Annotated in this window: 10 protein-coding genes; 4 read left to right on the forward strand and 6 right to left on the reverse strand. The window is 42.2% G+C overall.

Going from position 1 to position 14,427, the window contains the following annotated elements:
• Positions 1-46 precede the first annotated feature (46 nt).
• Positions 47-1,030 carry a glycosyltransferase gene (locus PR699_RS09765; protein ID WP_004926519.1) on the reverse strand — a complete coding sequence of 328 codons (984 nt, stop codon included), beginning with the start codon at positions 1,028-1,030 and terminating at the stop codon, positions 47-49.
• Between the two features lie 312 nt (positions 1,031-1,342).
• Here PR699_RS09765 and PR699_RS09770 point away from each other — a divergent pair, with 312 nt between their 5' ends.
• Complete coding sequence (locus PR699_RS09770) at positions 1,343-2,269, forward strand: DUF808 domain-containing protein (RefSeq protein WP_004926518.1); 927 nt, start codon at positions 1,343-1,345, stop codon at positions 2,267-2,269.
• Positions 2,270-2,376: 107 nt separating this feature from the next.
• On the opposite strand, the gene narI is transcribed toward PR699_RS09770, so the two are convergent.
• From narI to PR699_RS09795, 5 genes are all read right to left on the reverse strand, one after another.
• Positions 2,377-3,054: a respiratory nitrate reductase subunit gamma gene (gene narI, locus PR699_RS09775; protein ID WP_004926515.1), complete on the reverse strand. Its 678-nt coding sequence runs from the start codon at positions 3,052-3,054 to the stop codon at positions 2,377-2,379.
• Positions 3,051-3,773, reverse strand: a complete 723-nt coding sequence (gene narJ / locus PR699_RS09780) for a nitrate reductase molybdenum cofactor assembly chaperone (protein ID WP_014656849.1) — start codon at positions 3,771-3,773, stop codon at positions 3,051-3,053. Before narJ ends, narI begins: the two co-directional genes overlap by 4 nt.
• The gene (gene narH, locus PR699_RS09785; RefSeq protein WP_004926510.1) at positions 3,770-5,311 is read right to left on the reverse strand and encodes a nitrate reductase subunit beta; all 1,542 of its coding nucleotides are present in this window, start codon (positions 5,309-5,311) and stop codon (positions 3,770-3,772) included. Before narH ends, narJ begins: the two co-directional genes overlap by 4 nt.
• Positions 5,311-9,072, reverse strand: coding sequence for a nitrate reductase subunit alpha (locus PR699_RS09790; RefSeq protein ID WP_014656850.1), 3,762 nt, complete (start codon positions 9,070-9,072; stop codon positions 5,311-5,313). The genes narH and PR699_RS09790 overlap by 1 nt, the downstream gene beginning before the upstream one ends.
• 67 nt (positions 9,073-9,139) lie before the next feature.
• A complete protein-coding gene (locus PR699_RS09795) occupies positions 9,140-10,537 on the reverse strand; it encodes a NarK family nitrate/nitrite MFS transporter (protein WP_014656851.1) in 1,398 nt (465 codons plus the stop codon).
• Positions 10,538-10,873: 336 nt separating this feature from the next.
• Here PR699_RS09795 and narX point away from each other — a divergent pair, with 336 nt between their 5' ends.
• The 3 genes from narX to idi all read left to right on the forward strand — a co-directional run bounded on the left by narX (position 10,874) and on the right by idi (position 14,038).
• The gene (narX, locus tag PR699_RS09800) at positions 10,874-12,628 is read left to right on the forward strand and encodes a nitrate/nitrite two-component system sensor histidine kinase NarX (protein WP_014656852.1); all 1,755 of its coding nucleotides are present in this window, start codon (positions 10,874-10,876) and stop codon (positions 12,626-12,628) included.
• A gap of 40 nt (positions 12,629-12,668) precedes the next feature.
• Complete coding sequence (narL, locus tag PR699_RS09805; RefSeq protein ID WP_014656853.1) at positions 12,669-13,307, forward strand: two-component system response regulator NarL; 639 nt, start codon at positions 12,669-12,671, stop codon at positions 13,305-13,307.
• A gap of 215 nt (positions 13,308-13,522) precedes the next feature.
• Positions 13,523-14,038, forward strand: a complete 516-nt coding sequence (gene idi, locus PR699_RS09810; protein ID WP_014656854.1) for an isopentenyl-diphosphate Delta-isomerase — start codon at positions 13,523-13,525, stop codon at positions 14,036-14,038.
• Positions 14,039-14,427 lie beyond the last annotated feature (389 nt).

A 14,427-nucleotide genomic window follows, 5' to 3' on the forward strand; every position in this document is an offset into this window, starting at 1 on the left:
TTCAAAACAAGGGTAGCCAATGTTTCCATTCGCTACCCTTTAGCGATTATTTAGCGATAGCTTTCAACTTAGTGTAACGACGGATCAAACGCCATTTTAACTTGATCGTCGTCGCATGAGACCAGATCACATCCCAATAACCTTTCTCAAAAAACATGCGGGCGACATCTCGCTGTGTTTCCGGTGATTTAATGGCAAGTATGGCTTGAGTAATCCCAAGCCCTTCTTTACCGACCTGCCATAAACACGCTGGCGCCTGTTCAACCTGTTTCGGATAGCGCTTATAGATATCCAACAGCATATCAATGATTTTCAAATAGGTATTTATCTTACGAATAGACCGTTCATCCCCTTGCAAGGAGTGGGAAACCGACTGATTATGGATCAGATAATCGTAATATTGCTCATTAATAAATTGAACTCGCTTCGCCACCAGCAGTAATTCCGTAGTCCATGGAATATCTTGATGGTGCAATTTAGGTTCAAAGGAAAAGTTATGCTGGCGAATTAAATCCAAACGATAAAGATTCAACCAAGTCACATGTAAAAATTTACGTGAACTTAAACCAATTTCCAGCCATTCAGGGCCACTAATCACACCTGTTGATGGTACTTTATTGGGTGGAAAAATCGCTTTTGGTGCATCACCATTAGTGTAAATATATGTTCCGTTACAGGTGGCTACATCCAAATCTCCCGCCAACGCAATTTCTAACAAGCGACCATACATTTTAGGACTAATTTCGTCATCAATATCAGGGAAAGTGATATATTTCCCTCGCGCTTCTGCCATGCCGGTATTACGTGCGACAGAAACCCCCTGATTGTCTTGCGTTAATAATGTAAAGTGACTGAATTTATCTTGATACTGGCGGATCACCGCCTCACTGTTATCTTTTGAACCATCGTTTACGACGATTAATTCCCAATTACTCAGATTTTGCGCTAATAAGCTATCAAAAAAATGAGGAAGAAACTTTTCACCATTATAAACGGCAACGACAATACTCAAAACAGGTGCAGGAGACATGTATTAACCTTATTAAACCATTCATTCGAAAGCCACCTTCCTTGGTCACTTTCTGCTATTATTTTGTTCAAACGATACTTTTTAAAACTCATCTAAACACGGTAATTTAGATGATTAGAGAGAAAATATATATATTGGTTCCACTGTCACAAAAAATTCACAATTAAAAAGTGGAGCCTCCATCTCTTGGCTTACAGACATAGATTCCTTCTAAATCGGATTTATTTACCTACCAAAAGGTGAACTAATTATCGCAATATCAGCCTAATTAACATTAAACACACCTTAAATTAGACAAAAAAGGATCACTCTGTGGCAGGAAGTAGCTTACTTGCTTTACTTGATGACATTGCAGCCGTATTAGATGACGTTTCTGTAATGACAAAAATGGCCGCGAAAAAAACCTCCGGTGTATTAGGTGACGATCTCGCCTTAAATGCCCAACAAGTCACAGGGGTTCGAGCTGAACGAGAAATCCCTGTGGTATGGGCCGTAGCAAAAGGCTCTTTTATCAATAAACTGATATTGGTTCCGCTCGCCTTATTGATCAGTGCCTTCATACCTTGGGCCGTGACGCCTTTACTGATGATTGGTGGGGCTTACCTGTGTTTTGAGGGCGCAGAAAAATTAATGCACAAATATCTCCATTCCGCCCAAGAACACCATGAAAAAAGGGAACAAAAAGCCGTCATGTCGCCGGAAGAGCTGGCGGCATTTGAGAAAAGCAAAATCAAAGGAGCAGTACGTACGGATTTTGTGTTATCCGCTGAAATTATTGCGATCACACTCGGTATCGTTTCTGCAACAACCTTTATGAACCAAGTTATTGTTCTTTCCATTATTGCGATTGTTATGACAATTGGGGTTTATGGGCTAGTGGCAGGTATTGTCAAACTGGATGATCTCGGATTCTATTTACAGAAAAAGGCTTCTGCTTGGTTAAGCAAATTAGGTACATGGCTTATTTACGCCACGCCTTACCTAATGAAAACCTTATCCGTTGTCGGCACAGCTGCCATGTTTATGGTCGGAGGCGGTATTCTGACTCATGGTATAACAACAGTCTATTATTGGATAGAAGAGTTAGCCCTAGCGCTATCGTTAACACCTGCAATTGGTAAGGTAATGCAATTCATTACGCCTTCATTGGCAAACCTTATTTTTGGGTTAATCGTGGGCATTATACTCGTCTTGCTTATCACTTTAGCCAAACAAGTCAAAACACGTTTAAGCGCCTAAAGAAACAAAAAACCCCATATCGATGATATGGGGTTGCTACATTAGCAATATTTGTTGTTTACACAAGAACACAAGCTGGCCTTGCCTTCATTTGCAAGGCCATATTTTTAGTGACGATTTCTCACTAGCTGGTAACGGCGCGTAATATACTCTATTGGCGCACTCCAGATATGCACTAAACGGCAGAATGGGAATAACAAAAATAGCGTCATTCCTAAAACAAGGTGTAACTTAAAGACAATTCCAACTCCTTCGAGGTATTGTGACGCCCCCCAATGGAAGGTGACAACCGATTGTGCCCACCCTACCAATTTCAACATTTCACTACCATCCATATGCTGAGCAGAGAATGGAATAGTCAGTAAACCTAAACAGACCTGTATTACCAGTAAGGTTAAGATCATAATATCGCCAAAGGATGAAGTAGCTCTGACACGCGGATTCGTTAAGCGGCGCTTTAATAACATCGCTCCACCTATCAGTACCATTAGCCCACATACGCCCCCACCAATCATCGCCATCAATTGCTTAATATGCATTGGCAAGAAAGACTCATACACCCAATGCGGGGTTAACATACCGAAAAAATGCCCCAAAAAGACACCAATGATCCCGACATGGAACAAATTGGATGCTAAGCGCATATTCTTTTTATCAAGCATTTGGCTTGAACCAGCTCGCCAGCTATATTGCCCATAGTCATAGCGTAACCAGCTACCGACAATAAACACAGTACCGGCAATGTAGGGGTAAATATCGAAGAAGAATTGATTGATAAAATTCATTTTTGAACTCCCGCATTATAGCCCGCATCAAGATCCAAATATTGAGGCACAACCGCGTTTGCAAAGCGATGTTGATGAGCCGTCACTTCACTCGCGCAACTTTTTTCATCGGCAAAGAATTTCACTTGCTCCTCTTCCCAAACAGCATCCAATGCCTCTGGCGTATCATCTCGTGCTTCCGCTGCGACTTGCCCACTCAATTGGCTAGTTTCGATAGCAGTCGCCGATAGCGTCAAAAGAAGGTCAAATAACACACCGAATCGGCTTTGGCGTTGTTTCAATCTTTCACCCAATAGCGCCAAAATTGGCGCAATATCGCTTAAGCCTTCACGGGTTTGGTCGGGGGTTAATACCGTTAAATATTCCAAATAAATCGGTAAATAGTCCGGTAATTCGCGGCAATCAATCTGCAATCCTTGCTGTTGATACTGCGCCATCAAATCAACCATTGCTTGCCCTCTATCACGAGACTCCCCATGCACATGTTCAAATAGCAACAAGGAAGTTGCGCGTCCTCTATCAAATAGCTCGCAATATTGTGCTTGCATGTCTAACAGATCTTCATCAAGGTATTCGCGCACAAACATCATCAGTTGGACGGCTTGGGTAAATGGCAACTCATTCGCTTGCTCTAGCGCCTCGATAAGCTCATCACGATGCTGCCATAACGCTTCACTTGGGTAGTCAAGTAAGCGCGAAATCACTTTCAACGACATCATAATGTTTTCTCCTGCGATGTTTTTGGTGTCACATCTATCGCATCGATACGGCGACTATTAAACAAATTCACCTTGCTATCGCTGCCATGACAGCCATCACCAAAGCTAAAGCCACACGCTTTCGCTTCTGGGAAAGCTTCTCGCGCTAACTCACGATGGCTTGATGGGATCACAAAGCGGTCTTCGTAGTTCGCTATTGCCAAATAACGATACATCTCTTGTGCCTGAGCTTCTGTTAGACCAACTTGTTCTAGTGCACTGGTGTCACATTGATTTTCTACTGTTTCAGCACGTTTATAGTGACGCATCGCTAACATACGTTTTAGTGCAAGCAATACTGGCTCGACATCTCCAGCGGTTAATAAATTCGCTAGGTACTGTACTGGGATACGTAAACTTTCAACATCAGGTAAGACACCATTGCTCGCCAACATACCTGCATCCGCAACGGATTGGATGGGTGACAAAGGCGGCACATACCACACCATCGGTAAAGTTCGATACTCTGGGTGCAATGGCAATGCAAGCTTCCACTCCATCGCCATTTTATAAACAGGAGACTTTTGAGCAGCGTCGATCACACTCAGAGGGATCCCTTGTTTTTGTGCTTCTTCTATCACATGTGGATCATGTGGGTTAAGGAATACATCAAGTTGGCTTTGATATAGGTCGGTTTCTTTTTCTACACTCGCCGCTTGCTCAATCTTATCGGCATCGTATAGCAGCACGCCTAAATAACGGATGCGCCCAACACAGGTTTCAGAGCACACTGTCGGCATACCAGACTCAATGCGTGGATAGCAGAAAATACATTTTTCTGATTTACCACTTTTCCAATTGAAGTAAATTTTCTTGTATGGACAGCCTGTTAAGCACATTCGCCAACCACGACACTTATCTTGGTCAATCAAGACAATGCCATCTTCTGAACGTTTATAGATAGCACCACTCGGGCAAGTCGCCACACAAGCTGGGTTCAAACAGTGCTCACATAAGCGCGGCAAATACATCATGAATGTATTTTCAAATTGCCCATACATCTCTTTTTGAATATGCTCAAAGTTCTTATCGTGTGCGCGTTTGCTAAATTCGCCACCAAGATCATCTTCCCAATTTGGCCCCATATTGACATTGCTCATACGCTGCCCAGTAATTAATGAGCGTGGGCGAGCCGTTGGCACATGTTGCCCTTCTTTAGCATTTTTTAAATGACTGTAGTCATAATCAAATGGTTCATAGTAATCATCTAGAGCAGGAACATCTGGGTTAGCGAAGATCTTTGAAAGTACCCCGACTCGGTTGCCCATACGCGGCACTAATTTACCTTTGATATTACGGATCCAGCCGCCCTTCCATTTTTCCTGATCTTCCCAATTATGGGGATAACCGATACCTGGTTTCGTTTCGACGTTATTAAACCAAGCATATTCAACGCCTTCACGGCTGGTCCAGACATTCTTACAGGTCACTGAACAGGTATGACAACCAATACATTTGTCGAGGTTCAATACCATGCCGACTTGAGAACGAATTTTCATTATGCTTTCTCCTTTCCGCTCAGCGCCTGCTGATAGCCATCTTGCTCACCATCAAGCCAATCGACCTGCTTCATTTTACGTACCACCACAAATTCATCGCGGTTAGAGCCCACGGTGCCATAGTAGTTGAAGCTATATGCTAAATGCCCATAACCACCAATCATGTGGGTCGGTTTAGGGCAGACGCGGGTCACTGAGTTATGGATCCCGCCGCGCTGCGCCGTAATTTCGGAGCCTGGCAAATTAATCAAGCGTTCTTGCGCGTGATACATCATGATCATGCCATCAGGAATACGCTGGCTCACCACGGCTTTCGCGGTCAACGCCCCGTTGCTGTTGAAGGCTTCTACCCAATCGTTGTCTTCAATACCTAACTGGCGGGCATCTTCTTCACTTAACCAGACAATCGGTCCGCCTCGACCCAGCGTTAGCATCAGTAAATTGTCACTATATGTGGAGTGGATCCCCCATTTTTGATGCGGCGTTAAGAAGTTAAGCGCCTTTTCAGGGAAACCATTTGGCTTTTTCCCCATCAACGGTTGGGCCGCACGGGTATCAATAGGAGGACGATAAACCACAAGGCTTTCACCAAAAGCTCTCATCCACTCATGATCCTGATATAACTGTTGACGACCACTTAAGGTACGCCAAGGGATCATTTCATGAACATTGGTATAACAGGCATTGTAAGACACATGCTCATCTTCCAAGCCTGACCATGTGGGGCTAGAGATGATTTTACGTGGCTGCGCAACAATGTCGCGGAAACGGATTTTTTCATCCTCTTTATAGCGTGCTAAATGGGTATGATCACGGCCTGTGACTTTACCTAAAGCATCCCACGCTTTCACTGCCACCTGCCCGTTGGTTTCTGGTGCTAACGTTAAGATAACTTCCGCAGCATCAATAGCAGTTTCAATCTTCGGCCGTCCTTGGTTAACGCCACTAGGTTGGGTTTTATTCAGTTTTTTCAGGAAGTCTATTTCATCTTGCGTATTCCAACTGATCCCTTTACCGCCATTACCGAGCTTATCCATCAAAGGACCAAGTGAGGTATAACGTGCATAGGTCGATGGATAATCACGCTCAACCGTCATAATGTGCGGTGCCGTTTTCCCTGGGATCAGTTCACATTGGCCTTTTTTCCAATCACGCACATCGAAAGGTTGCCCCATTTCAGCGGCACTGTCGTGCTGGATTGGCAGCGTAACAACGTCGGTTTCTTTCCCGAGGTGACCTACGCTGACTTCTGAGAATGCTTTAGCAATCCCTTTATAAATTTCCCAATCGCTTTTCGATTCCCAAGCAGGATCAACCGCCGCAGACAATGGATGAATAAATGGATGCATATCCGAAGTATTCATATCGTCTTTTTCATACCACGTTGCGGTTGGTAGAACCACGTCCGAGAACAAACAGGTACTCGACATTCTAAAGTCGAGGGTTACGACTAAGTCGACTTTTCCTTCTGCCGCTTTATCTGCCCATTCAACCTCTTCAGGCTTCACTTCTCCTTGTTGTCCTAAATCAAGCCCCTGAATACCATTTTCAGTACCTAATAGGTATTTCAATAAATATTCATGGCCTTTACCGGCTGAGCCAAGTAGGTTCGAACGCCAAATAAATAGGTTACGCGGAAAGTTTTGTGGGCTATCGGGTTGCTCCGCAGCAAAGCGAATATTCCCTTCTTTCAATTGGTTAACCGTGTAATCTACCGCCGACATACCTGCACTTTCGGCTTGTTTAGCAATCGTAATAGGGTTAACGTTTAATTGTGGTGCGGAAGGTAACCATCCCATGCGCTCTGCGCGCACATTCATATCAATAAGAGAGCCGCTAAATGCTTTTTTATCGGCTAATGGGGATAATAGCTCTTCCGTCTTGACTGTTTCATAGCGCCATTGGCTTGAATGATTGTAGAAAAATGAGGTGCTATTCATATGGCGCGGTGGACGTTGCCAATCTAAGCCAAAAGCAAGAGGCAGCCAACCCGTTTGTGGACGTAATTTTTCTTGTCCGACATAGTGTGACCAACCACCACCACTTTGTCCTATACAGCCACAGAACACTAACATATTAATAATAGCGCGATAGGTCATATCCATGTGATACCAGTGGTTGATACCTGCACCAACAATCACCATAGAGCGTCCATGCGTTTTTTCTGCCGTATCCGCAAATTCCCGTGCAATCCGGATGATATTTTGACGGCTAACCCCCGTCACTTTCTCCGCCCATGCAGGGGAGTATGCCTTCATATCATCGTAATCTGCGGCACAATTCTCATCGCCTAAACCACGTTCAATACCATAGTTCGCGAGTATCAAATCATAAACAGTGGTCACCAAAGCGTCGCTACCATCCGCCAATTGAATACGTTTTACGGGCAGTTTATGTAACAGCACGTCTTTAAGCTCAACATTTTGGAAATGTTCGCTTTCTAAGCCGCCAAAGTAAGGGAAACCAACCTCGACAACCTCATCGCATCCATCCAAGAGGCTAAGCTGCATTTTGAACTCTTGCCCATCATCCGCTTTACGAGGCTCGAGGTTCCATTTGCGACTATTATCCCAGCGGAACCCCATTGAACCTTGAGGAACACATAACGCCCCTGTTGCTTCATCAATAGCAATGGTTTTCCACTCAGCATTTTTCTCTTCGCCCAGAGAATCAACCAAATCGGCGGCTCGTAACATTCTACCGCCAGCATATGTTCCGTCTTCACGTTTATCCAACATAACCAACATTGGCATATCAGAGTAAGTACGTACATACTCACGAAAATACTCAGCTTGGCGTTCGATATGGAATTCTTTAAGGATCACATGCCCCATCGCCATCGCCATTGCACTGTCTGTACCCTGTTTTGGATTCAACCAGTGGTCACACAATTTAGCTATTTCGGCATAATCAGGTGTGACTGCGACCGTTTTCGTACCTTTGTAACGTACTTCAGCAAAGAAATGCGCATCCGGAGTACGCGTTTGAGGCACATTAGAACCCCATGCAATGATATAGGAGGAGTTATACCAATCCGCCGATTCTGGTACATCCGTTTGTTCACCCCAAGTCATCGGTGAAGATGGCGGTAAATCACAATACCAATCGTAGAAACTGAGGCAAACACCACCAATCAACGATAAATATCTTGCTCCTGAAGCATAAGAAACCATCGACATTGCGGGTATTGGAGAGAAACCAATAATACGGTCAGGGCCAAACTCTTTAATCGTTGTGACATTAGCTGCGGCTATCAGCTCATTTACTTCCTGCCAGCTTGAGCGTACAAAGCCGCCGCGCCCACGAGCTTGCTTATAGCTTTGTGCTTTTTGTGGATCATTGATAATAGAAAACCAAGCCTTTACAGGATCTTGATGTTCTGCTTTCGCTTCACGCCATAATTTTAGTAAGCGCTTACGAACCATTGGATATTTCACCCGATTAGCGCTGTAAAGATACCATGAGTAACTCGCTCCACGCGGGCAGCCTCTTGGTTCATGATCAGGTAGGTCAGGGCGTGTACGTGGGTAATCTGTTTGTTGCGTTTCCCATGTTACCAAACCATTTTTGACATATATCTTCCAACTACATGACCCTGTACAGTTTACGCCATGTGTCGAGCGCACAATTTTATCGTGCTGCCAACGGCTACGATAACCATTTTCCCAATCACGATTGACGTTCAACTCTTGTCCGTGATCGCCTGAAAAAGTCTCGCCAAGCTGTTTGAAATAACGAAATCGGTCTAAAAATTTGCTCATTCGGATTGCCTCCAAAGAGACGCCGACAGGCGTCATACATTGCTTAAATCGTATTTATTGGTTGTTATTATTTGTGCTTACGCCCATAAACTAACCATGTGATAAACACACAAGAGACATAGAACACGAAGAAAACTTTCATCGCACCAGCGGGTGAACCTGTCAGTGTTAAAGAGGTTCCAAATGCTTTTGGAATAAAGAACCCACCGATTGCCCCAATAGCGGAAATAAAACCTAATGCTGCCGCGCTCTCTGTCACCGCTTGCTTTTGTGCATCTTGTTCTGAAGCCCCAAAAGACAAGGCGCGATCAATCGTTAGCTTGCGAAAAACAACTGCGATCATTTGGAATGTTGAGCCACTACCTAATCCCGCCGTTAAAAACAGCACCATAAATACCGCGTAAAACGCGATGAAGGAACCGCCTTGACCTTGAGTTGGTAGTGTGAAGAACAGCAATCCAGAGAAAATAGCCATCACAATAAAGTTAATCATCGTCACTTTTACGCCGCCAAAGCGATCAGACAGCATGCCTCCGGCAGGGCGGGCAAGTGCGCCGAGTAATGGCCCAAAAAAGGCGAACTTTAAGATGATGACGTCAGGAAATTGCGTCTTAGACAGCATCGCAAACCCTGCAGAAAAGCCAATGAAAGACCCAAAGGTCGCAAGATAAAGAAAACTTAAGATCCAAAGATGGGCTCTTTTGAGTACAGGAAGTTGTGCCGTTAACGATGCTCTGTTAGCTGCCAAATCATTCATGCCAAACCAAGCCATCACGGTGAAAAATAATAAGAAAGGTACCCAAATCCATGCAGCATTTTCTAGCCATAACACAGAGCCATCAGCCTGTGGTGTGCCTGCTCCCCCCATAAAAGAGAATACGCCAACACCAACAATAAATGGCGCAACTAACTGCATTACGCTCACCCCTAAATTACCAAGGCCACCATTTAGCCCAAGCGCTCCTCCTTGACGTGATTTAGGGAAGAAGAAACTGATATTTGCCATACTGGACGCAAAATTGGCCCCAGCGAAACCACATAGCAACGAAATAATGACAAAAACACTATAAGGTGTTGTTGGATTTTGAACAGCAAACCCTAACCAAATACAGGGAATAACAAGAAAAACAGTACTAATTGCAGTCCAACGACGGCCACCAAAAATAGGAATAACAAATGAATACGGTACTCGTAAAAGTGCACCTGAAACTGAGGGTAGCGCTGTTAATAAAAATAGTTGGTCAGTTGTGAAATTAAATCCTACTTTATTTAAATTAACGGCAACTGCACTAAATAACATCCAGACACAGAATGCGAGTAACAAACATGGTACAGAGATCCACAAATTGCGATTTGCAATGCGCTGCCCTGTTGTTTGCCAAAACTGAGTATCTTCAGGGCGCCAATCCTGAATAATCGCTCCAGATTGTTTTGTCCGTGTATTTAAACTTTCTCGTTGAGACATAACTCACCCCAATAAATAGCATTTATGAGGTCAGTTTGTGTTCATTTAGGAACAGCTAGACTGATCTAAATCAAGAGATATTCAAGTTAGGTTTTGCACACTATATAAACAACCTACTAGAGGGGTACAAGGGGTATATTTAGCTAACCCTATAAATATTCAAAATAAAAATAGATTTATTTAAATTACTTTTATCCTGATATTTACGCTATCCTATAGATAAGAAATTTAGGGTTAACCCTGAAGTAGTATATTTAAATTTAAGCAATCTCTGAACAATATAACCATCATAAAAAAGAAAAAGTAGATTGCGAGGTCATTTTGAAGGAAATGAATATGCCGGTATTTCACCGTCGATTTTCAATTATTAATCAAGTTATCGGATTGATGTTGCTTATAGCCATCCTTGGTATTATCGGAATGACGATTTCAAATCGTATGATAATCAGTGTGCAAGGTAACGCTCATGCGATTAATAAATCCGGTTCACTTCGAATGCAAAGCTACCGGCTGCTTTCTTTAATTCCTTTAAATGACCATACCAAAGAGTACCTTGATATACTAGAAAATGATTTATCCAGCCTAGAATTAACTCAAGTTGTTAAAGCTGAAGATCTCACTGAAAAATTCTCCGAATTACACACATTTTGGTTAAAAACCTTACGCCCTGCACTCTCTGAGGCCAATTCTGCCAGCGATGCGCGGTATGAAGTGATCTCTTTTGTCAATATGTTGGATGAACTCGTTCATGATATTGACGAAAAAACAGAACGAAAAATCGCATATGTCGCCATGACACAAATGATCTTTATTGGCTTAGTCTTTTTGTTATTAATGGTCACGATTTGGCACCTTAGACGTAAAATTTATTATCCATGGATGAAACTCCTCTCTATGGCTCATGCGATTGGGCAAAAAGATTTTAGCCAACGATACCCTAATAATAACAAACAAGATGAGTTAAATACTTTAGGGCTAACCTTGAATCAAATGTCTGATGAGTTAGCACAAAGTTATCATCAGCTCGAATCGAGAGTAGCGGAAAAAACGGCCGATCTTCGCAACAAGAACCGTGTACTTTCTTATCTTTATCAATCAAATCAGATACTACATTCAACTGAGCCGCTCGATTTACGATTACAAAAAGTCCTTGGTGAACTCAAAAATATCACAAGTTTAAAAAACTTGAGTTTAAAGCTCTACGAAGATAGCAATGAAAAATACTTTCATGAAATTTGTTGTACTTCAAATGATCCGCTATCCGAAGATCCGTCATTTATTCCCAAAGATATTGTTCATCATCCCAAAACATTATTATGGGAGCTATCCGATAATATGCACCGTTATGGTGTCATTTCTGCGGAAATTGAGAATAATGAAGATATTTCTGAGGAACAAAATAACTTGGTTCTTATGCTAGTAAAACAAATTTCAGGCATGCTAGCGATGGAACATCAAATAGAGCAACAGCAACAATTACTCATTATGGATGAACGCTCTGCTATCGCAAGAGAGCTACACGATTCGATCGCCCAATCGCTGTCTTGTCTAAAAATGCAAATTAGCTATTTACAAATGCAACCAGAATCTTTGCCAGATAAACACCAACAATTGCTCAGTGAAATGCGAGGTGAAATTAACACTGCCTATAGTCAGCTTAGAGAGTTACTCACCACGTTTCGATTAAAGTTAATGGAGCCTGGACTACTTCCGTCATTGGAAAGCACAATTAACGAATTTAGTCAGAAGATGGGATTTAAGATTTTATTGAATTACCATATTCCAGCGAAAAGCATTTCACCCCATCAATCGATTCATATCATACAGATAATCCGAGAAGCGCTGAGCAATATTCTGAAGCATGCTCACGCCAATTGGGCACAAGTTACTCTTCAACAAGATTCCGGTGTTGTCACAATTACAATCGAAGATAATGGCGAAGGTATTGCACCTACACCAAGCAAACAAAACCACTATGGTTTAATTATTATGAGAGAGCGAGCGCTTAGCCTTAATGGTGAGTGTGAAATCATTCCGAGAGCGCAAGGTGGAACAAAAGTGCAAGTCACCTTTTCTTTACCTGTTACTTAATCATTTTGGAGCAAAGCAATTCATGGGAAACACAAATATAATGAGCGAAAAATCCACGATTTTATTGATTGATGATCATCCGATGCTAAGAAATGGCGTCAAACAATTAATCAGTCTTGAGCCATCATTACTCGTGATAGGTGAAGCCGGTGATGGCGCTACAGGTATAAAAATTGCTGAAGAACAAGATCCAGACCTTATCCTTCTTGATCTCAATATGCCAGGTATGAATGGTTTTGAAACCCTAGATGAGCTTAGAAAACGGGAATTATCTGGCAGGATCATTCTTTTCACCGTTTCTAATTACGGTGAAGACCTTGTTAGCGCCCTCAAACGCGGAGCGGATGGTTATCTATTGAAAGATATGGAGCCAGAAGAGCTGATTGTCGCTCTTAAAGAAGCCGCCAGTGGCAAAATGGTGGTTAGCCCAGCGTTGACTTCCGTGTTGGCAGAATCACTGAGAGACAATCGACCACAAACCGAAAATAATCTTCTATCTTTAACGCCTAGAGAAACCAATATCTTAGAGCTTATTGCACAAGGGCTATCAAATAAAATGATTGCTCGCAAACTCGATATCGCAGAAAGTACAGTCAAAGTTCATGTGAAGCACCTCTTGAAAAAATTGAATCTAAAATCTCGTGTCGAGGCCGCTGTATGGGTGCTACAACAAAAATAGTCGCTATTTAATGTGCATAACAACGTACCTACGTTCCCCATAATTGCTAAGCAAACCAATTGAGTCTAAAAAATCCCCCTAGTCACATAGCTAATATGTGATTAGGGTCGTTATAAATAGCGTTTATCAATGAAAAAGCTCAAATCTACAAGTAACACGAATTGAACTATAATATGATAAACTAATGAAATAATTAATACGGAAGATTAAATCAAATGGAAGAAAAGATCATTCTTGTTGATAGACAAGATAACCCTATAGGCACTATGCCTAAACTATTAGCCCATCAACAGGGAAGATTACACCGCGCATTCTCGGTTTTTATTTTTAATACCAAGGGAGAATTACTTATTCAACAGCGTGCTACTCATAAATACCACTCTGCGGGTCAATGGGCAAATAGCTGCTGTAGCCATCCTCGCCCTAACGAAGATACATTAGCGGCGGCTAAACGTCGATTAATGGAAGAGCTTGGTTTTACTACCGAAATTTCATTAGTTGGCCACTTTGTTTATCATGCAGAAGTCAATGGCGGCTTAATTGAACATGAATATGACCACCTCTTTATTGGTTATTATGATGGCGCCGTAACCCCTAATCGTGATGAAGTTTCTGCCATTCGCTGGGTATTACCTTCAGACTTACAAACAGAAATCAAAAATACCCCTGACCAATTTACGCCTTGGTTTAAATTAATTATTAATAAATATCCATTACTGCAATTTAAGTAATTTATATTTAATTATATATAAATTTTATTTCTAATGAGTAATAAATTTATCTTTTATCAATCCCCCTCAGTTTATTTTTTATTAGCATTAATAAATTCTATAATAAAGAACTGAGGCTGATAACGTTTATTTAATTGGCTTACTGATTTTAATCTTAGCTCTATCTTTTAAAGGGCATAGAGTAATAAAAATGAATACAGATATAATATTTCCCTCATCATCTATCCGTACGTAATTGGGATTGATTGGCGCTAGCGTCAGGCTGAGTGGATATTGCATACCGCTGGGAATAGTCTAAGTGAGTAGCGATAAGGCATTTTTTAATATTCTCAGTACCTACAGAGCCGTCTAAGTAACAGGAGGATTACTTTAATATCTTCAATAGCCAT

The sequence above is a fragment of the Providencia sp. PROV268 genome (assembly GCF_028477805.1).
Taxonomy (GTDB): domain Bacteria; phylum Pseudomonadota; class Gammaproteobacteria; order Enterobacterales; family Enterobacteriaceae; genus Providencia; species Providencia stuartii.